This is a genomic window from Mesorhizobium sp. M7A.F.Ca.US.007.01.2.1, from assembly GCF_003998165.1.
GTDB lineage: Bacteria > Pseudomonadota > Alphaproteobacteria > Rhizobiales > Rhizobiaceae > Mesorhizobium > Mesorhizobium ciceri.
Genome location: NZ_RZQP01000112.1, coordinates 1 through 19624, shown reverse-complemented (window position 1 = coordinate 19624; position 19624 = coordinate 1). Strand labels below are relative to the sequence as shown.

The window sequence follows — 19624 nt, the reverse complement described above, 5'->3', positions numbered from 1 at the left end:
GTCTTGTTGATGATGTAGATGCGGCCCTTGCGGCGAACCAGCTGGTTGTCGCGGTGACGCGCCTTCAGCGCCTTGAGCGAATTCTTGATCTTCATGGTCTTGCCTGTCGGTGTGGACCCGGTTGGGTCGAAATTTTAAGGCGCGCCAGAAGACGCGCCTTTGAACTGTGGGTGGCTCATAAACGAGGAGCCTTGTCCCTGTCAACCGCAAGCGTGCTCCATAGCGGCTGTGAATCATCCCTGTCATCAATTATCCGCCATGTCGGCCTTGCGGCATTGCGCGGCCCTGGGCCGGCTGGGATGATGCGGTCGCCGTGAAATGATTTGGAGACGACTATGCGCCGGATGTTCCTGGCCGCCTGCCTTGTCCTGCTGGCGGCAGCTTCGGTTGCGCGCGCGCAGGAATGCGACCGCAGCGACGACAGCCAGCAAATGATGAACATCTGTGCCGGCGAGGATTACCAGGCGGCCGACGCCAGGCTCAACACGGCCTATCAGAACCTCACCAGCTCGGACGATGCCAACGGCAAGAGATTGCTGCAGGTGGCGCAACGCGCCTGGATCACTTTTCGCGATGCCGAGTGCGCGCATTCCACCGCCGCCAGCGAAGGCGGATCGATCCATTCGATGGAAGTTTCGCAATGCCTGACCCAGATTGACCAATGACCGCGTCAAGCAGCTCGCTGCCGCGGCCAATTGCGAGGAAGGCGATGGGAGTTGCGCCAATACAGGGCAGGACGAGAGCGACGACGCGCAGTAGGCAACCTTATGAGGCGCGACGTCTGATCCGAGTGAAATGACCCATCTTGCGGCCGGGCCGCGCTTCGGTCTTGCCGTAGAGATGCAGCATCAGATCGGGCTCGGCGAGAAGCTCCGGGACGCGCAGCACATCGTCGCCGATCAGGTTTTCCATCACGCAGTCGGAATGGCGGTCCGGGCCGCCGAGCGGCAGGCCGGCGATGGCGCGGATATGCTGCTCGAACTGCGAAACGACACAGGCGGCTTCCGTCCAATGGCCGGAATTGTGCACGCGCGGCGCGATCTCGTTGGCCAGCAGCGAGCCATCGGCCAGCACGAAGAACTCGACGCCGATGACACCGACATAGTTCAGCGCCGACAGGACCTTCGATGCCGCCGTTCGGGCCGCTTGCGCCGTCTCCGGCATAATGGCGGCCGGCAAGGTCGATGTGTGGAGAATGCCGTTGCGATGGATATTCTCGGCTGGATCGTAGGCGACAACCGCACCGTCCAGCCCACGCGCCGCGATCACCGATATCTCGCGCTCGAACGGCACGAAAGACTCCAGAATCAGCGGCACATTGCCCATCGCCTCGCATGTGCCGGCAAAACCGCCGGCTTCCATGTTTCGGAAGACGCGCTGGCCCTTGCCGTCATATCCCATGCGCCGGGTCTTCAGGATGCCGCTGCCGTCGAATGCTTTCAGCGCCGCCGCCAGCTCGTCATCATTGTCGACGGCGTGGAAATCGGCGGTGGCAATGCCGATGCCGTTGAGGAATGTTTTTTCGTCCACCCGGTCCTGCGCCACTTCCAGCGCACGCGCCGGCGGATAGACCGGAACCTTGGCCGCCAGCGCGCTGGCCGCCGCGACCGGGACGTTCTCGAACTCGTAGGTGATGACGGAACTCGACGCTGCCAGGTCGGCAAGGGCGGCCGGGTCGTCATAGGCGGCTGTTATCTGCCGGTTGGCGACCTGTGCGGCCGGGCAATCCGCTTGCGGCTCCAGCACCACGGTGCGGTAGCCGAGACGGGCGGCAGCAACAGCCAGCATGCGGCCGAGCTGGCCGCCGCCAATGATACCGATGGTCGATCCGGCGGGCAGGCTCACGGCGTATCCGTCGGTTCAGCCGCGACCTTGGCAGTCTGCGCGGCGCGCCAGGCATCCAGACGGACGGCAAGGCTGTCATCGTTCAGGGCCAGCACGGCGGCGGCCAAAAGGGCTGCGTTGGCGGCCCCAGCCTTGCCTATGGCCAGCGTTCCAACGGGAATGCCGGCTGGCATCTGGACGATGGACAGCAGCGAATCCTGCCCGGAAAGCGCTTTCGATTCCACCGGCACGCCGAACACCGGCAATGGCGTCATCGCCGCCGTCATGCCGGGCAGGTGTGCTGCACCGCCGGCGCCGGCGATGATCACCTGGTAACCGGCCGCCTTGGCGCCCTTGGCGAAATCATAGAGCCGGTCCGGTGTGCGGTGCGCGGAGATGATGAGCCGCTTGTGCGGGATGCCAAGTGCTTCCAGCGTTTCGGCGGCATGGCGCATCGTCGCCCAGTCGGACTGGCTGCCCATGATGATGGCGACGTCGGCGCGTTGATCGTCCAAAGTCCGTGTTCCCCGGCGACAAAGGCGCGCCTTAGCGGAATTCGCGCGAGGCCGCAAGGATAGGCGGCCGCTGCTGCGGTCTGGCAAGACGGAAACCAGCCGGTCAGATGCCGTCGCGCTCGGCCTCTGGCGTCGAGACCAGCAAGGCCGAAGCCGCGTTGGCGGCGGTGATGGCCGCCCGCATGGTCTGCCCACGGGCAAGTCCCGCGGCCAGCGCGCCAACGAATTCATCGCCGGCGCCATGCGTGCTGGCGACCTTGACCGGGATGGCGGACAGCGCAAAGGCCTCGCCGCTCCGGTCGCAACAGGCGACGCCTTCGCCGCCCGCCGTGACGATCGCCACGGGATAGAGATCGGCCAATAGCCGTGCGGCTTGCGCGGCCCCGTCGAGTGTCTCGACCACTGCCGTGCCAGCCAGGAATTCCGCCTCGATGGCGTTGACCACCAATATGTCGACCAGGGCGATCAACGCCTCGGAGAGTTTGCGCGCGGGGGCCGCGTTGAGCACGACGCGACCGCCCCGTGCCTTGACTGCGCGTGCGGCGGCAATGTTGGCGGCTTCCGGCACTTCGTTCTGCAGCAGGAGCACCGCCGTCTGTCCCACCACATCGGAAGCAGAGGCACTGTCGGCATGGCCCAGTGTCAGATTGCTGCCCGAGACGATCACCGCGCCATAGTCGCCGCCTTGGTCGAAGATCGCCACGCTCATGCCGGAGCCGGCGCCAGCGGCCACCCGCACGAAGCGGCGGTCGACCTTGGCGCGATCGAGATTGGCCAGCAACGCCCGCCCGAAATCATCGTCGCCGACGGCGCCGATCATCGCCGCATACACACCGGCCCGCGCCGCCGAGACGGCCTGGTTGCCGCCCTTGCCACCGCATTTGGGGTGCCAGGCATGGCCGGTCACCGTCTCGCCCTTGCGCGGGCGGTCGGGCGCGTCGACCATAATGTCGTAATGCAGGCTGCCGAACACGGTCACCAGCGGCGTTGTCGTCATGAGCCCCGGTCTTTTCGTTTCGATGTCACCGCCGACATGGTGCGGCCGAGATTGCGCTCCGCCGCCTGATAGTCGCGCTGCGCCACCGCGACGAACAACGCGTCGAGAATGTTGAGCTGGGCAATGCGGGCCGCTGCGTTCTCGCCCATCAGCGGCGAGCCCTGCGCGGTCGAGCACAGAACGATATCGGCGACGGCGGCCAGGGGCGAGTTGTCGTAATTGGTGATGGCCAGCGTGCGGGCACCGTTCTTGCGGGCCAACTGGATGGCGTCGATAACGGCCGACGTGTTGCCCGAATGCGAGAAGCCGACGGCGATGTCGTCGCCGCCGAGCAGCGAGGCCGACATCAGCATCATGTGCGAATCGTCGTAGACGGATGCGCGGATGCCGATGCGCAGGAATTTGTGCGAAACGTCGCGCGCGATCTGCGCCGAGCCGCCGACGCCATAGAAATCCCGGTTCTTGGCACGGAAGAGCAGCTCGGCGGCGCGGTCGAAATCCTCGATGTCGAGGATCGCCAGCGTCTCCTCCAGCGCCTGGATGGAGGTGCGGAACACTTTTTGCACGATCTCGGCCGAACTGTCGTCGGATGACAGTTCCTGGTGCATCTCGGCGGTCGGCAGGCGACTGTATTCGTAGACGGCGGTGCGGAAGTCGCGATAGCCGGAAAAGCCGAGCTTCTTGGCGATCTTGACCACCATCGCCTCGGACACGCCGGATTCCTCGGCGATCTGCTTCAGCGGAATGCTCTCGTCGAAGCCGCGCCGGCCGAAGACGGTTTCCACCACCTTCGCCTCCAGCGGAGTGAGATGCGGCATCATCATGCGGATGCGCGGTCCTACCGCTTTCAGGTCCAGCCCGCTCAAGGTCATCCACGCCCCCTCGTCACGCGATCGATAAGCATCGCGGCGAGGATTATAAGACCAGTTGCCAGAAGCTGATAGAAGGACTGGACGTTCATCAGCGTCAAACCGTTGCGCATGGCGCCGAGGATGACGGCGCCCAGGATGGTGCCGACGACGCTGCCCTTGCCGCCCATCAGCGAGGCGCCGCCGATGGCGGCAGCCGCGATGGCGTCGAGCTCCCAGAGATTGCCGAGGATGGGTTCGGCGGCGCCCAACCGGCCGATCAGGATCTGCGCGGCAAGCGCCGCCAGCAGGCCTGAGATCATGTAGGCGGCGATCTTGGTGCGGGCAATCGGCACGCCGGCGATGTAGGCCGCCTCCTCGTTGCCGCCGATGGCGAGCAGATATTCGCCGAAGGGCGTCTTCTTCAAAACGACCCAAGTGACGACAGCCACGCAGGCGACGATGACGACCGCCAGAGGCAGTCCGAACAGCGAACCGTTGAAGACGGCGCGAAAGCCTGGGGGCAGGCCGAGGACCGGATTGCCGCCGGTGTAGATCAGCGCCAGTGCCCGATAGGTGCTGAGCGTTCCCAACGTGACGATGAAGGGCTGCAGCCCAACATGGGCGACGAGCACGCCGTTGACGAGGCCGCAGGCAAGACCAATGGCGAAGCCGGCGGCGATGGCCAGCGGAAACGGCACGCCGGCGACCATCATAGAGGCCGAGATGACGGCCGAGAGTGCCGCCGTCGGCCCGACCGACAGGTCGATGCCGCCGGAGATGATGACCAGCGTCATGCCCAGCGCCAGACAGGCATTGATGCTCGACTGCTGCAGGATGTTGATCAGGTTGCGCTCGGCGAAAAAGCCCGGCACCAGCGCGCCGAACACGGCCAGGATCACGACAAGCCCGATCAGCGTGCCGGCGTCGCGCATGGAAACACCGCGCAGGAATTCGGCCTGGGGCCGCACCAGAGTGGCATCCGACATATCCGTCACCTACTGCCTTGCCGGCTGTGCGGCCGGCGTTTGCGTTTGCGGGATGGCGTGCGCCGCGATCGCCTGTTCTGAGAGATTTGCCCTATCGAGTTCGGCGGCGATGGTGCCGTCGCGCATGACCAACACGCGGTCGGCAAGCCGGATCACCTCGGGCAGTTCGGAGGAGACGACGACCACCGCATGGCCCTCGGCGGCGAGTTCCTCGATCAGATGATAGATCTCCGCCTTGGCGCCGACATCGATGCCGCGCGTCGGCTCGTCGAACAAGAGGATGCGTGTTCCCGCCGCCAGCCAGCGGCCGATGATCGCCTTCTGCTGGTTGCCGCCGCTGAACAGGCGGATCGGCCGGTCGAGCAGGAATGGGCGCAGATTGACGCGGCTCATCTTCTCGGCCGCCACCTGTTTCAACCTGGCGTGATCGATGAGGCCGCGCGGCGCGAACACGGCCATCGAGGCCAGCGCCATATTGCTGGTGATCGAGCGCAGCGGCACGATGCCTTCGCGTTTGCGCTCCTCCGGCACCAGTCCGACGCCGGCGGCAATCGCGTCACGCGGGCTGAAGAACCGTGCCGCCTTGCCGTCGATTGCAATCGTCCCGGCCGTGGCGCGATCGGCGCCGGCCAAGAGCCGCAGCAGTTCAGTGCGGCCGGAACCGACCAGGCCGGCAATGCCCAGCACCTCGCCGCGATGCAGATCGAACGACACGTTGCGCACCTTCGTCGCCGAGGAGAGGCCACGCGCGCTCAGCATGACCTTGTTCGTGGCATGGGAATTATGCTGCTCCTGCGCCAGTTCGCGGCCGACCATCATCGCCACGACCGCTTTCTCCGACAGGTCGTTCAGATCGACGGAATCGACGACGACGCCATCGCGCATGATGGTGGCGCGCCGGCAGATGCCGAACACCTCGTCCAGCTTGTGCGAGACATAGACGACGGCGACGCCGTCGCGGGCGAGGCCGGTGACGACTTGCGCCAGCCGTTCGAATTCGCTCGGCGTCAGGCTCGATGTCGGCTCGTCCATGGCGACGATGCGGGCGCGATCGAGCAGCGCGCGGGCGATCTCGACAATCTGCCGCTGCGCCACCTTCAGGGTACCGAGGGGTGCAGCCGGATCGATGGAGGGATCGATGGCCGCAAGAGCCTCCGCAGCACGGCGCTCCTGTTCGCGCCGGGCGACGAAGATGGCGCCGCGCGTCAGCGGATGGCCTAGGAACATGTTCTGGGCGACGCTAAGGCGTGGTACCTGCTGCAATTCCTGATGGATCATGGCGACGCCCGCAGCGCGTGCGGCGACCGGGTTGGCGAGTGTAACCGGCTTGCCGTCGATGAGGACGCTTCCCGCTGTCGGCGTGTGGACGCCAGACAGGATGCGCAGCAGCGTCGACTTGCCGGCGCCATTTTCGCCGAGCAGGCCGTGGATTTCACCGGCACCTACCGAGAACGACACGCCGTCAAGCGCCCGCACGGCCGGAAACAGCTTGGAAATGCCCTGGAATTGCAGCCGGGGTGACATTGGGTTCTATCTCCGGGCAACGGTGCCGGCGGGAGCGAATTGCTCTGGCCGGCACTCGCCGATTGGCCTTACTGGCCCGCAGCCGCGTCCTCGAGCAGTGCCTTGCGCGCGCCGGCGCCGGAATAGCGGTCGGCATTGTCCTTGGTGATCAGTGCCTGGGGCGTGGCGACGACGCGGGGCAGCTTCTGTCCCGCGACGAGACGCAGAGCAGTTTCCAACGCCACTTCGCCGGTCAGCACCGGGAAACTGTCGACCGTGCCGGTCAGTTCGCCGGCCCGTATGGAGGCATAGGCGTCGGAAATGCCGTCGGTGCCGAAGACCGCAACCTTGTCCTGCAGGCCGGCGGCCTTGACTGCCTCGACGATGCCGAGCGCCATGCCGTCATTGTTGGCATAAAAGCCGATCAGGTCGGGGTGCTGCTGCAGGATGTTGGTGGCCGCATCATAGGAGGTCTGGCGGTCCCAGTTGCCGGGAACGCTGGCGACGACCTCGAACTTGCCTGCCTCGGTGATGGTCGACTTGAAGCCGTCGGTGCGCTGCACGGCGGCATAGACGCCAGCCTGGCCTTCGACGATGGCGACCTTGCCGCCATCCGGACGGTTCTTGATGAACCATTTGGCGACGCGCACGCCATTGTCGCGCTGGACATTGCCGACATAATGTTCGGCCTGCGGGATCACGGCGTCATTGACGTTGACCACCGGCACGTTGGCGGCCTTGGCTTGCTCCATGATCGGCTGCAGATTGGCATCCGTCTGCGGCGAGACGAGCAGCACGTTGTAGCCCTGCGTCACCAGGCCTTCGGCGATGGTGAGCTGGCCGAGCTGGTCGCCCTCGCTTTGCGCTGCCTGATAGACGACGGGAACGCCGACCTTGGCGCCGAATGCCGTGTAGCCCTCGCCCAGCGAGCGCCAGTATTCATTGGTCAGCGTCTTGGAGACGGCGCCTGCCTTGGTGCCTTCGGGCAGCTTGGGGAACGCGCCGAATTTGGCCTCGACCTGCGACCAGTCGATGCGGTCCTTTTCCGTGTCGGAATTGAGCGGCGCGAGGTCGGCCGAAAAGGCAGAGCCGATCGACAGCGCCATCAGTGCGGCGGTAGCCGTGGCAAGCAGAAGTTTCATTGTATTCCTCCCTTGTTGAAAACGATAATGGTGCGCATGCCTCAGCTATCCGGCCCGAGCATGATTTCCTGGATGATGGCCTGCGACGTCACCGCATCCTGGCTGTCCATGGCGGCGGACAGGCGATTGTCCTGCCCCAGCCGGTCGACGACGCGCAGCATGCGCTTGACGGTGGCGATGTTGACTTCGCACTCGCGCACCGGATCGAGCCCGGTCATGTCGGGGAACGTGTCGAAATAGATGGCGCCGGCGTAACCGTCGCGGCGAATCTGCCTGAGCAACTCGATGGTCTGCAGCGTGTGCACCGCGCCGACCATCAGGCCGTCGTCGCGCTTGGCGTAGCCGTCGTTCAGATGCACGCCGAGCAGCTTGCTGTGGCGCGCCACCAGGGCCGCGGCAAAGGCCGGCTGTTCGTCGGCATAGAGCACATGGGCGAAATCGAGGGTGACGCCCAGATTGGGCAGGCCGACATCGCGGATCGCCAGCAAGGTCGTCGCCGCATCCGGCATCAGGCTGTAGGAGCGTGGTTCGTTCGGTTTGTACTCAAGGCTGATCTGACAGTCGGGATCATGCGCGGCTACTTCACGAATCCCATCGATTTCGTGTTGCCAAAGCGTCACATAGTCGGCCTGGAAGGCGTAGTCGAAGCCATCCTGGCCGAGCCACAGCGTCATCAGGCTGGCGCCGGCCTCACGCACGGCATCGATGCCGGCTTTGGTCAGGTCGATGGCCTCGCGGCGCACCGCCGGATCCGGATTGGTGAATGCGCCGAGCTTGAAGGCGGGGTTGGAGTAGTAGCGCATGGCAAAGCCATTGATGGAAAGCCCGAGATCGCCGAGTTTGAGGGCGATTTCCGCAGGCTTTTCACTGACATGGTCGGGAAAGTTGAGGTCGAGATCGGTAAGCCCGCCGACCTTGGCGGCGCGCGCCGCCATCTGCAGCAGCGACGGCTTGCCGGTAAGATCAGGCCATTCGGCCTGCGGCCGCGAGGCAAAGGAATTCAGGCGCGTGGCGAAACGAGTGGCTGTCATGGTCGATCCTTCAATCGTCATGACTTCACATAAATACAAATATTTGTAAAGTTATTGTTTTGAGGGGCGGGCGGTGAGCTGTGTCGACGGCCGGGGCTGAGCCGCGCGAAGGCGCAGGTTTCCCAGCGGCGTCGCCGGACAATCCGTCAGAACGGTGGGATCACTGACCGAGAGCGTGCGACGAAGCCGTCGAGTTCGAGGTGCTCCATGTGCGAGATCGCCCGGCAGGACGCGCCGTCGCGGCTAGTGCACCGGCGAAAAAGAGCCCAACGATTGACCGGCCAAAGGCACCGTCACACGACCGCGCAGGGAGATGCAGATCGCCGCTGCCTGGCGCTCGATCAGCGTCAGCACATCACATCGTTCACGCAATGATGTCGGGAATGATCTTGTCTTCCAGCGCCATCAGCCGGTCCTTGAGGAACAGCTTCTTCTTCTTCATGCGCTGGATCTGCAGCGGATCGCAGGCCATGGCGATCATCGCGTTGATGGCTGCATCGAAATCGGCGTGTTCCTGCTTCAGGCGGGAAAATTCGAGGCGAATATCGGCCTGTTCCTGATCGGACATTCTCTACCGTCTGCACGTCTGCGGCGCCCAAAGCTGGGCCTGATTGGGCGGGGCCGGGTGTTTTGTCACCGGCGTGCAGCCCATATCACATTTCACAGTGTCGTGGAATGCTACCACGGATCATTCGACATCGCCCGCGGAAGGTGACACACTGTCACCGTGCCGTCACAGAAGCGAACCTGCGGTGGACGCGCCGTGACGGTTGCAATCGAGGAAAACCATGAAAGGGAGAACCAATCATGTCTCTTGCATCCCATCTTGATGAGTTGCAGCGGAAACACGGCGACATCGAACGTGAAATCGATGACGCGATGAATCATCCATCGGTCGACGACCTCGAAATCGTGAATCTTAAGCGACGCAAGCTGGCACTCAAGGACGAGATTGAAAAACTAAGAGGAAAACCGACCACGCATTGATGCCCTCCTGACATAGCCGCGCGGTATCCGCGGCCTCTTTTCCCGGCGGCTCCCCGCCGCCGGCGTGGAGAGGTTTGATTTCCCAGCACGGTCTGTCAGCCGAAGCTGGACTTGCACCCGGCTTAATATCCGCTTCGGCCGTCGCCCGTTTCGCCAGATCATCGATTGTTTTTGGTCGTTGGCGACGTGCCGATTCGGGCCAGTGGCGACCTGTCGCCATTGACAAGCCATCTTTGCTCCTCCACCTCATGCCCGGACCTCAGCGCATCGGCCCGGGGCGTCGTTGTGCGCCCATGCAGGACACAAGATGCTCCAGAGACAAAAGGCTGCCGGCATGACCGGATATTTTTCCTCTCCTTTCCCCCGCCGCACCTCGGTCGGCGTCGATGTCGGCGGCGTGGTCGTCGGCGGCGGCGCGCCCGTTGTCGTCCAATCGATGACCAACACCGACACGGCCGATATCGACCAGACCGTCGCGCAGGTCGCAGCACTGCACCGGGCCGGCTCCGAGATCGTGCGCATCACCGTCGATCGCGACGAGAGTGCCGCCGCCGTACCGCGCATTCATGAGCGGCTTCAGCGGCTTGGCATCAACGTGCCGCTGGTCGGCGATTTCCACTATATCGGCCACAAGCTCTTGGCCGATCACCCGGCCTGCGCCGAGGCGCTGGCCAAATATCGGATCAACCCCGGCAATGTCGGCTTCAAGGACAAGAAGGACCGGCAGTTCGCCGACATCGTCGAGATGGCGATCAGGCATGACAAGCCGGTGCGCATCGGTGTCAACTGGGGCTCGCTCGACCAGGAGCTTTTGACCCGGCTGATGGACGACAACCAGGACAAGGGTTTTCCGCTGACGGCGCAAGAGGTGATGCGCGAGGCGATCGTGCAGTCGGCCATTCTCTCGGCCGAGATGGCGGAAGAGATCGGCCTTGGCCGCGAGAAAATCATCCTGTCGGCCAAGGTCAGCGGCGTGCAGGACCTGATTGCCGTCTATGCCGAGCTCGCCACCCGCTCCAACCATGCACTGCATCTCGGCCTGACTGAAGCCGGCATGGGCTCGAAAGGCATCGTCGCTTCGTCGGCCGCCATGGGCATCCTGCTGCAGCAAGGCATCGGCGACACCATCCGCATCTCGCTGACGCCGGAGCCGAATGGCGACCGCACGCGCGAGGTGCAGGTTTCGCAGGAATTGCTGCAGACGATGGGGTTCAGGCAGTTCGTGCCGATCGTCGCCGCGTGTCCCGGCTGCGGCCGCACGACCTCGACCGTGTTCCAGGAGCTCGCTCAGAACATCCAGGCAGATCTCAGGAAGAACATGCCGGTGTGGCGCGACAAATATCCCGGCGTCGAGAACCTCAAGGTCGCGGTGATGGGTTGCATCGTCAACGGCCCGGGCGAGTCCAAGCATGCCGATATCGGCATTTCGCTGCCCGGCACCGGCGAGACGCCGACGGCGCCTGTCTTCGTCGACGGCAAGAAGGCGGCGACGCTGCGCGGACCGTCGATCGCGGCGGATTTCGAGAAAATGGTCGCCGACTATATCGAACAGCGGTTCGGTCGCGGCGGCAAGGCCGCGGCAGAGTAGGTCAAATGCAGCGTTTCCTGTGGGCGACGCTGGTCCTGCTGTGTGGGCTAGTCTGGTCGACACTGGCTCAGGCCGATCCGCCGCAATCCGCCAAGCAACGGCTTATCGACAAGGTCTGCAACCTGATCCAGGCGCATGCCGACCAGAATGGTTTGCCCAGGGATTTCTTCGCCCGGCTGATCTGGAAGGAGAGCCGTTTCGATCCCAACGCCGTCAGTCCCGTCGGCGCCGAAGGCATTGCCCAGTTCATGCCGGGAACCGCCAAGATGCGCGGGCTTGCCAATTCCTTCGACATCAATCAGGCGATCCCGGCTTCGGCGAAATATCTCGCCGAAATGAAAACCGGCTACGGCAATCTCGGCCTGGCGGCCGCCGCCTACAATGCCGGCGAGAGCCGGGTGTCGCGCTGGCTCAGTTCCGGCGGTTTCCTGCCGATGGAAACCGAAAGCTATGTCTTCGACATCATGGGCGAACCAGCCGACAAGTTCACCGACCGAGCCTATGCCGGAAGGGTCGAACCGCTCGACGCTAAGGCGGATTTTGCCGTCGCTTGCCGAAAACTGCCGGTGATCATGTCGCGGACCGTGGCGATGGCCTCGATCAACGTAAAGCCGTGGGGCATCCAGGTGGCCGGCAATTTCCGCCGCAGTGCCGCGATCAACCAGTGGCTCAGGATAAGGAGCCGGTTCCCGGCCCTGCTCAACGGGCACGATCCAGTGGTCAGCCGGGTGCGCACGCCGATCGGCCGGCGGGGTATCTATGCGGTCAGGATCGGTGTCGACCACCGCGCCGATGCAAACGTCATCTGCCAGAAATTGCAAAGCATCGGTGGGGCATGCGTGGTGGTGCGCAACCGGTGATTTGACCCCTGCCGGCAGGGTATTTTGTCTGAGAGAGGCATTTAGAAAGCGACAGCCGTGACGTCGCATCCACCAAGGATTTCAGCTATGGCGGCGGTCATCTTACCAGGAGCGACAGCCCCTGCCTTTGACAAGCCGCGTGGGCACAACATGTTCGATGGATACATTATCTGCGGCACACCGAGGACCGGAAGCACGCTGCTGTGCAAGCTCCTGGCGTCCACCAAGACCGCCGGCGATCCACATTCGTTTTATCGGCGCCAGGACGTGGTGGAGTGGGCCGAAGAGTGGAAGCTGCTCGATCGCGCCGCGATGAGCGAGCGCGAATTCGATGCCGCTTACCTCAATGCTACGATCGCCGCTGGCAAGGGTGGGACCGGCCTCTTCGGTCTCCGCTTGATGCGCGAAAATCTGGATGAGCTTTCGGCGATCCTCGGCCGGATTTTCCCAAAACTGTCATCCGACAGAGCACGGTTCGAAAGAGCATTCGGCAATGTTCTCTACATACACCTCTCGCGGGAGGACAAGCTTGCGCAGGCTGTCTCCCTGATCAAGGCAGAGCAGACCGGTCTTTGGCATATCGCTCCCGACGGCACCGAGATCGAAAGGGTCGCACCGCCGAAAGAGCCCCAATATGATTTCGAGCGGATCAGGCGTGAGGTCGAGGTACTCGAGACCTATGATGCGGCATGGAACATCTGGTTCGCTGAGCAAGGCATAACCCCGCTTCGGGTTGGCTACGAGCGCCTTTCGAGCAATCCGGCGGCGACGTTGCTAGGCATCTGTGAAGTCTTGGATGTCCAAGCACCAGACGCCGAAGATGTAAGGCCCGGCGTCGCAAAGCTCTCCGACGACACCAGCCTCGACTGGATGCGCCGCTATCGCCTCGACGCAGCCGCCTGATGCATCGATGGAGGCAGGCTAGGCCGTCTTGGCCACCACGGTCTCGCTGAGCCAGGTGCCGATCTTGGTGCCCAGTCGGTCGGGCGAAACGGGCTTCGGCAGATAGTCGTCCATGCCCGATTCGATGCACTTGTCGCGATCGCCCTTCAGCGCATGCGCGGTGACGCCGATGATCGGAATGTGGGTGCCCGTCGAGGTCTCCATGGCCCGGATCGCGCGGGTCGCTTCGTAGCCATTCATCTCCGGCATCGAGACGTCCATCAGGATCAGCTTGGGGCGCAGCGCCCGGTACATCTCGACCGCCGTGCGGCCGTTGCCGGCGATGCGGTAGCTCAAGCCCAAGCCATTGAGGATCTGGCCGAAGACCAGCTGGTTCACGTCATTGTCCTCGGCAATCAGGATGTCGATCGGTCCGTTCGGCGTGGTTGTCGATTCCGGTGCTGCCGCGACTGGCAGCGCCGGGCCGCGGATGACGGTAAAGGCGGGCGGCGCTGCCGGGGGAGCCTGGACGATCGGTTCGCGGACAAACTGCGCCTTGCCGACCTGCGAACGGGCCTTCTGCACGACCGAAATAACGGTGCCGAGCAGGACCGCGGAGCGCGCCGGCTTCGTCAGATGCGCGGCAATGCCGAAGTCGATGATCATCTTGCCGAAATCGACCTGGTCGACCGAGGTCAGCAACACCACCGGGATGGAGGACAGCCGGCTGTCGGAAGCAATTGCCCTGGCGACGTCGGCGCCGTTCATGCCGGGCATCTGGTAGTCGAGGATGATGCAGTCGACGGCGGCGCCCAACTGAAAGGCGCGATCGAGGAAGGCCAGGCCGACGGCGCCGCTTTCGGCGGCGGCACAGTCGAAGCTCCAGCTCCTGAGCTGCTCGAGCAGGATTTCGCGGTTGACCGGATTGTCGTCGATGACCAGCACGCGCGCGCCGGTGACGTCGACCGGCACGATCTCGTCGCGCGCCGCGGCCTGATGCGCGGCCAGCGGCACCGCGAACCAGAACACCGAGCCGCGGCCGATCTCGCTCTCGACGCCGATCTTGCCTGCCATCAGGTCGACGAGGCGTGCTGCGATGGCCAAGCCCAGCCCCGTGCCCTCATGACGGCGGGTGGACGAGCCGTCGACCTGCGCGAATTTTTCGAACACGTTCTGCAGTTTCTCGGCCGGTATGCCGATGCCGGTGTCCTCGACGCGGATCTTGAGCTGGACCACGTCGTTGACGATCTCGCCGCCGACGTCGATCAGCACGTGACCCTTCTCGGTGAACTTCACCGCGTTGCCGAGCAGGTTGGTGATGATCTGCCGGAACCGGCCGGCGTCGCCGACGACATGGGCCGGCAGGCGCGGATCGACGCGCACGATCAGTTCGAGGTTCTTTTCGGCGACGCGCGCCGAGACCAGCGTCGCCACGTCCTCGACCGCCTCGGAAAGGCGGAAGGGAGCAGGGTCGAGGGTGAGCTGGCCAGCATTGATCTTGGAGAAATCGAGGATGTCGTTGATGATGGTGAGCAGCGCGTTGCCGGACTTCACGATAACGTCGGTGAAGGTCTTTTGGCGTGGGGTCAGATCGGTCTTGGCCAGCAGTTCGGCCATACCGAGCACACCGTTCATCGGCGTGCGGATTTCGTGGCTCATATTGGCCAGGAATTCCGATTTGGCGCGGTCGGCGGCCTCGGCCTTGAACAGGGATTCGGCGGATTCGGCAAAGGCGCGGCGGATCGCCACTTCCATCGGGCGGAAGATCCAGAAGGCGACGATGGCAAGGGCCGCGAACAGGATCCCGCTGGCCCACAACAACAGCCTGTCGCTGGAGGCATCGGCCAGATGGCGCTCATCATCCATGGCGGTGCGGACGCGAACCAGCATGGGTTGGGCGAACAGGTCATTCTGGTTGCGGATTTCGCGATAGCTCCACTCGTCGACCTTCTGCGCCACCGACATCAGGTTGAAATTGCGCACCATGTCGCGCGGCGACCAGAACAGATCGCCGTTAACTGAAGCGGATTGGAGTTCGTCGACGGTCTTGATCGACAGCCGCGGCTTGATCGCCGCAAGCTGGGCGGTCAGCGTCTCGATCTCGCCGGTCAGGCGCTCCGAATGGCCGCGCGCCGATGTGGTCAGGGCATCGCGTGTCTCCGCCCGCCAGGCGGTGCCGGTCGTCTCGGCAAAGCTGGTCGCGTTGCGCAGGTCTCGGGTGAAGATGACGAGATTGCTGCTCAGCGCATCGATGTCGCGGCGAAAGGAATTGACGCGATCAAGCGCAATCACGATGCCGGCGGAAGCCAGCGCGAAGATCAGCAACCCTGAAATATAGCGGATCCGGACCGACCGGATGAAGGACGAATATTCAGGCATGCGCAACCCCAACACATACGCACCATTTTAATGGCCGGGATTACGCTTCATTTACATTAAAATTTCGTTCGTTCGGGCAGGCGAGCCGTGCGAGCCGCCGGATGGACAGCGCGCCTAGGCCGCGTCCACGACGAGGGCGCGGATGCGGCCACTCACCGGGCCTTCCCCGAACCGTTTCCCAAGGGCATTCGCCACGTATCGCGTCACCTCCCCCAGCGAGCCACCGCGCGCCTCGATCTCGGCCCGCAAGGGCGTGCCCTGGCAATAGGCCGTGGCCGCCTCATATGGCGAGGAAGCGGCGCTGACGGCATCCAGCGGCTCTATGGTGATGTTACGGAAGCCGGCGGCATGCAGGTCGGCGCGGATGACGTCCGCATCGTGATAGCCATGCGGTGTCCTTGCCATGAAGCGAGGCGGATCGGCCGGGAAAAAATGGCCGAGCGCCCGCGTCACCTCATCGGCAAACTCGTTCTCTTCGATGGCACCCCAGACGTTGAACAGGAAGTGTCCGCCCAGCCGCATCACGCGCCGAACTTGCCCGTAGGCGCCCACCCGATCGGGGAAGAACATCGCGCCAAACTGGCAGGCCACGGCGTCGAACTGTGCGTCCTCGAAGGGCAGCGCCTGAGCATCGGCCTGCTGCCAGGTGATGCGAGGATCGTCCACCATCCGCGTGCGTGCGTGGTCGAGCATGGGCTGGTTGAGGTCGGTGACCACGATGCGCGCTTGCGCCGGCAGCTTTGCTGCGAGCGCACGTGTCACCACACCGGTGCCCGCCGCCACTTCGAGCACCGATTGCGGCCCGAGCTTCGACACCCGCTCCGCCAGATCCCGCGCATATGGCTCGAAGATCAGCGGCACCATCGCCCGGTCGTAGATCTCGGGAATGGAACCGCTGAACAGCTTGTCGGTGGTCGACATGGCATCCTCCAACTCTTATCCGCACCGCGTGCTTGCCGTGCGGATGTCAATCCTCTGCCTCGGCAGGCTTCCGCTCAAGTTCTATTTCAGAACCGGCCGGCGGGGACGTGCGTGCAATCAGCTCGATGTTCCGGCTGGCACCAACCTTAGCTGTTACGCGCCGCCACGAATGTCGCCGCTTCTTTCAGCAACTGGGCATCGTCGCCATAGGGCTCAAGCAGCGCATGCGCCTGCGCGACGAGGCCGTGCAGCTGGCCGCGTGCCCAATTTGCACCATGCAAGGCCACCAGCGTCGCCTTGCCGGCGGCGGCGTCCTTGCCGGTCGCCTTGCCCATCTGGCTGGCGTCGGCGGTCAAATCGAGCAGGTCGTCGGCAAGCTGGAAGGCAAGACCGATCGCCGAGCCGAATTCGGCCAGCCGCTCGCGGTCATCGGCCGGGGCGCCGGCGATGAGGGCGCCTGCCTCGCAGGCGAAGCGGATCAGCGCGCCGGTCTTCATCGCCTGCAGCCGGATGATGCCGGCCTCGTCCGGCGGCGTCTGTTCGGCTTCGAGATCGAGCTTCTGGCCGCCGACCATGCCGCCTGCTCCGGCGGCGCGGGCAAGCGCCAGCACCAGGGCTGCCCGCCGCTCCGCCGGCAGCGCGGTCGACTCGCCGGCAATGATGTCGAAGGCCAGCGTCAGCAGGGCGTCGCCGGCCAGGATCGCGGTTGCCTCGTCGAAGGCCTTGTGCACGGTCGGCTGGCCGCGACGCAGGTCGTCGTCGTCCATGGCGGGCAGATCGTCGTGGATCAGCGAATAGCAATGCACGCATTCAAGTGCGGCGGCGACACGCAGTGCCGCCTCGCCGTCGGCGGAAAAAAGGGCGGCGCTTTCCATGACCAGGAAGGGCCGCAGGCGCTTGCCGCCGTTCAGCACGCCATGGCGCATCGCCGCCATCAGCCGGTCCGGCCGGGCGATCTCGCCCGAAAGCGCGCGGTCGTCGAGCAGTCGCCGCAGCAGCACCTCGACGGCGGCTGCCCGCCTGATCAGCGCCATTTCGAACGCCATTTGGTCGTCATTCGTCATGGCCGGGACCGGTAGCCGACACTCAGACGTTGCGCAAGAAGGCAAGCGCCATTATGCCGGAGCAGTATGAGCCCGTTCGGAAACTCTACTCCTGCGGTCATCTGAGGGCGTTTTCTGCGCTTCCGGTGCTTGCGTACTCTAATGTACGCTCCGCTCCGGTTCTCGAAAACACCGTCACATGACTCACAGGAGCGCGTTTCAAAACGAGCTCTCTGGCACGGGTTGGGCGGCTTGGCGGAACCGATCGTCGATCATGAAACCGAAAAGCTGGACATGGCGACGAGATCGCGGGGCGTAAACCGCCGTGGTCTCAAGCGCTGGGTCCGGCGCGGCATCGTCGTGGCCGCGGTGCTGGCTTTGATTCCGGTCGTGCTGACGTTTCTGTACCTGCCGTTCTTCGTGCATCCTGTCTCGACGCTGATGCTGAAGGACCTGGCGACCTTCTCCGGTTACGACCGCCGCTGGGTGTCGATCGACGACGTGTCGCCGGTGCTGGCCAATTCCGTCATCATGTCGGAGGACGGGCAGTTCTGCTTTCATCGTGGCGTCGATCTCGGCGAGCTGAGAGGCGTCGTCGACGATGCGCTGGCCGGCGAAGCGACGCGCGGCGCCTCGACCATCACCATGCAGACGGTCAAGAACCTGTATCTCTGGTCGCGGCCGCTGGGCTCGGTGCGCAAGGTGGTCGAATTGCCGCTGGCCGTCTATTTCGATGCGGTGATGTCGAAACGGCGCATCATGGAAATCTATCTCAACATCGCCGAGTGGGGGCCGGGCATCTACGGCATCGAGGCCGCGGCACAGCACCATTTCGGCGTCTCGGCAAAACAGCTGTCGCGACGGCAGGCCGCCCTGCTTGCGGTCTCTTTGCCAAATCCGATCGCCCGCAATCCGGCCAAGCCCGGGCCTGGCCTGAGGCGGCTTGCCAATCTGATCGAGCGGCGAGCCGGCCGCTCGGGCGCCTATGTCGGTTGTCTCCGCTAGCCGATCCAAAAAAATTCGCGCCAGTGCTGGCCAAAACGGCACAGGGCGTGTATAGGCACCCGACTTTCTCAGATTTAGGCCCCGACATGGCCCTTTCACGAGGGCGGGCGGGGCTTTTGACCATGTAGTGGAGCATATCCATGGCCGTTCCGAAACGTAAAACCTCTCCGTCCAAGCGCGGCATGCGCCGCTCGGCCGACGCCCTCAAGGCCCCGACCTATGTCGAGGACAAGAATTCCGGCGAAATGCGCCGTCCGCACCATATCGACCTGAAGACCGGCATGTATCGCGGTCGCCAGGTGTTGACGCCCAAGGAAAGCTGAGACCAGCCTTCCAAAGGTTTGAATTCCAAAAGGACCGGCCGGTGGCCGGTCCTTTTGCGTTTGGGGGGCGGGGTAGCGCGCATCTCGACGCGTGGGCGGCAATCGTTGCAGGCAACCGGCTGACATTGTTGTTGCGTGCGGTCTTCGACCGTGTTCAACGCTGCCATCGAAACATCTTGACGGCGTGCCTGTGGCGCATTCTACAAAGGATTGCCCCCACATGGAGACGCCAGATGTTCGGTGCCATTCCGCTGCTGATCGTGCCTTTCGTGCTCTACAATCTCGGACTGCTGGGAATATTCGGCAGCGGTGACGATCCGTGGGCAAGCGAGGTCTTCTCATTCAGCATGATGTCGGGTGGCGTGTTCTCGATGACGCTTGGCGATCTGATGGTGCTGATCGGGCTGATCTTCCTGTTCCTCGAAATGGCGAAGTCGGTGCGCACCACCAACGCCTCGATCATGGACCATCTTCTGTCGACGCTGGTCTTCGTGGCCTTCCTGGTCGAGTTCCTGCTGGTGAAGGGTGCGGCCCATTCCGTTTTCTTCACCCTGATGGTCATCGCGCTGTTCGACGTGCTGGCCGGATTCGCGGTGTCGATGCGGTCGGCCAGCCGGGACATCAATTTGAATTAGGTCCCCGGCGCGGAAGGCGGAAGTTTCTGCTCCGCTGCACTCTACGGCTGATGTTACGGAATGGATCCTCGGGTCTGCGCGACGGAGCCTCGCTCCTGCTCCGCCCGTGGATGACGAAGTTCCCGACCTCACCCCGGATCGGCGGCGAAACC

At 64.0% G+C, this 19624-nt stretch carries 20 protein-coding genes and 1 pseudogene; 8 read left to right on the top strand and 13 right to left on the bottom strand.

Annotated features, from left to right (window positions below; all coding sequences use genetic code 11):
• On the bottom strand, nucleotides 1-95 hold a 95-nt coding region (locus EN949_RS20155), incomplete at its 3' end, for a ribosomal protein bL36 (RefSeq protein ID WP_127371755.1).
• Nucleotides 96-335: 240 nt separating this feature from the next.
• On the opposite strand from EN949_RS20155, the pseudogene EN949_RS20150 reads away from it, so the two are divergent.
• Nucleotides 336-759 (top strand): annotated as a pseudogene (locus tag EN949_RS20150) (lysozyme inhibitor LprI family protein).
• 6 nt (nucleotides 760-765) lie between these two features.
• On the opposite strand, the gene EN949_RS20145 reads toward EN949_RS20150, so the two are convergent.
• The 9 genes from EN949_RS20145 to EN949_RS20105 form a co-directional block, all read right to left on the bottom strand.
• Entirely contained in the window at nucleotides 766-1845 is a 1080-nt protein-coding gene (locus tag EN949_RS20145) for a 5-(carboxyamino)imidazole ribonucleotide synthase (protein WP_127371754.1), read from the bottom strand.
• The gene (gene purE / locus EN949_RS20140) at nucleotides 1842-2339 is read right to left on the bottom strand and encodes a 5-(carboxyamino)imidazole ribonucleotide mutase (RefSeq protein ID WP_063169171.1); all 498 of its coding nucleotides are present in this window, start codon (nucleotides 2337-2339) and stop codon (nucleotides 1842-1844) included. The genes EN949_RS20145 and purE overlap by 4 nt, the downstream gene beginning before the upstream one ends.
• A gap of 103 nt (nucleotides 2340-2442) precedes the next feature.
• Complete coding sequence (locus EN949_RS20135) at nucleotides 2443-3336, bottom strand: ribokinase (RefSeq protein ID WP_127365710.1); 894 nt, start codon at nucleotides 3334-3336, stop codon at nucleotides 2443-2445.
• On the bottom strand, nucleotides 3333-4208 hold the full coding sequence (locus EN949_RS20130) for a MurR/RpiR family transcriptional regulator (protein ID WP_013529211.1): 876 nt from the start codon (nucleotides 4206-4208) through the stop codon (nucleotides 3333-3335). Before EN949_RS20130 ends, EN949_RS20135 begins: the two co-directional genes overlap by 4 nt.
• Nucleotides 4205-5173, bottom strand: coding sequence for an ABC transporter permease (locus EN949_RS20125; RefSeq protein ID WP_127365711.1), 969 nt, complete (start codon nucleotides 5171-5173; stop codon nucleotides 4205-4207). Before EN949_RS20125 ends, EN949_RS20130 begins: the two co-directional genes overlap by 4 nt.
• 9 nt (nucleotides 5174-5182) lie before the next feature.
• Nucleotides 5183-6697 carry a sugar ABC transporter ATP-binding protein gene (locus tag EN949_RS20120; protein ID WP_127365712.1) on the bottom strand — a complete coding sequence of 505 codons (1515 nt, stop codon included), beginning with the start codon at nucleotides 6695-6697 and terminating at the stop codon, nucleotides 5183-5185.
• Between the two features lie 68 nt (nucleotides 6698-6765).
• Nucleotides 6766-7818, bottom strand: a complete 1053-nt coding sequence (locus tag EN949_RS20115; protein ID WP_024502965.1) for a substrate-binding domain-containing protein — start codon at nucleotides 7816-7818, stop codon at nucleotides 6766-6768.
• A 41-nt stretch (nucleotides 7819-7859) separates the two neighbouring features.
• Nucleotides 7860-8849 carry a TIM barrel protein gene (locus tag EN949_RS20110; protein WP_063170351.1) on the bottom strand — a complete coding sequence of 330 codons (990 nt, stop codon included), beginning with the start codon at nucleotides 8847-8849 and terminating at the stop codon, nucleotides 7860-7862.
• 364 nt (nucleotides 8850-9213) lie between these two features.
• Nucleotides 9214-9417: a DUF465 domain-containing protein gene (locus EN949_RS20105; protein WP_013529216.1), complete on the bottom strand. Its 204-nt coding sequence runs from the start codon at nucleotides 9415-9417 to the stop codon at nucleotides 9214-9216.
• A gap of 239 nt (nucleotides 9418-9656) precedes the next feature.
• On the opposite strand from EN949_RS20105, the gene EN949_RS20100 reads away from it, so the two are divergent.
• From EN949_RS20100 to EN949_RS20085, 4 genes are all read left to right on the top strand, one after another.
• Nucleotides 9657-9836 carry a YdcH family protein gene (locus tag EN949_RS20100; RefSeq protein ID WP_013529217.1) on the top strand — a complete coding sequence of 60 codons (180 nt, stop codon included), beginning with the start codon at nucleotides 9657-9659 and terminating at the stop codon, nucleotides 9834-9836.
• A gap of 334 nt (nucleotides 9837-10170) precedes the next feature.
• The gene (ispG, locus tag EN949_RS20095) at nucleotides 10171-11424 is read left to right on the top strand and encodes a flavodoxin-dependent (E)-4-hydroxy-3-methylbut-2-enyl-diphosphate synthase (RefSeq protein WP_024502967.1); all 1254 of its coding nucleotides are present in this window, start codon (nucleotides 10171-10173) and stop codon (nucleotides 11422-11424) included.
• A 5-nt stretch (nucleotides 11425-11429) separates the two neighbouring features.
• Nucleotides 11430-12284, top strand: a complete 855-nt coding sequence (locus EN949_RS20090) for a lytic transglycosylase domain-containing protein (protein WP_063169169.1) — start codon at nucleotides 11430-11432, stop codon at nucleotides 12282-12284.
• An 87-nt stretch (nucleotides 12285-12371) separates the two neighbouring features.
• A complete protein-coding gene (locus tag EN949_RS20085) occupies nucleotides 12372-13187 on the top strand; it encodes a Stf0 family sulfotransferase (protein WP_082826558.1) in 816 nt (271 codons plus the stop codon).
• Between the two features lie 18 nt (nucleotides 13188-13205).
• Here the strand turns inward: EN949_RS20085 and EN949_RS20080 are convergent, their stop codons facing one another.
• From EN949_RS20080 to EN949_RS20070, 3 genes are all read right to left on the bottom strand, one after another.
• Nucleotides 13206-15545: a response regulator gene (locus EN949_RS20080; protein ID WP_127365713.1), complete on the bottom strand. Its 2340-nt coding sequence runs from the start codon at nucleotides 15543-15545 to the stop codon at nucleotides 13206-13208.
• A 114-nt stretch (nucleotides 15546-15659) separates the two neighbouring features.
• Complete coding sequence (locus EN949_RS20075; RefSeq protein WP_127365714.1) at nucleotides 15660-16466, bottom strand: methyltransferase domain-containing protein; 807 nt, start codon at nucleotides 16464-16466, stop codon at nucleotides 15660-15662.
• A gap of 146 nt (nucleotides 16467-16612) precedes the next feature.
• Nucleotides 16613-17530, bottom strand: a complete 918-nt coding sequence (locus tag EN949_RS20070) for a polyprenyl synthetase family protein (protein WP_027162476.1) — start codon at nucleotides 17528-17530, stop codon at nucleotides 16613-16615.
• A 222-nt stretch (nucleotides 17531-17752) separates the two neighbouring features.
• On the opposite strand from EN949_RS20070, the gene EN949_RS20065 reads away from it, so the two are divergent.
• From EN949_RS20065 to EN949_RS20055, 3 genes are all read left to right on the top strand, one after another.
• Nucleotides 17753-18514, top strand: coding sequence for a transglycosylase domain-containing protein (locus EN949_RS20065; RefSeq protein ID WP_013529225.1), 762 nt, complete (start codon nucleotides 17753-17755; stop codon nucleotides 18512-18514).
• A 140-nt stretch (nucleotides 18515-18654) separates the two neighbouring features.
• Nucleotides 18655-18837: a 50S ribosomal protein L32 gene (rpmF, locus tag EN949_RS20060; RefSeq protein WP_008834724.1), complete on the top strand. Its 183-nt coding sequence runs from the start codon at nucleotides 18655-18657 to the stop codon at nucleotides 18835-18837.
• A 233-nt stretch (nucleotides 18838-19070) separates the two neighbouring features.
• On the top strand, nucleotides 19071-19472 hold the full coding sequence (locus tag EN949_RS20055) for a hypothetical protein (RefSeq protein ID WP_013529226.1): 402 nt from the start codon (nucleotides 19071-19073) through the stop codon (nucleotides 19470-19472).
• Nucleotides 19473-19624 lie beyond the last annotated feature (152 nt).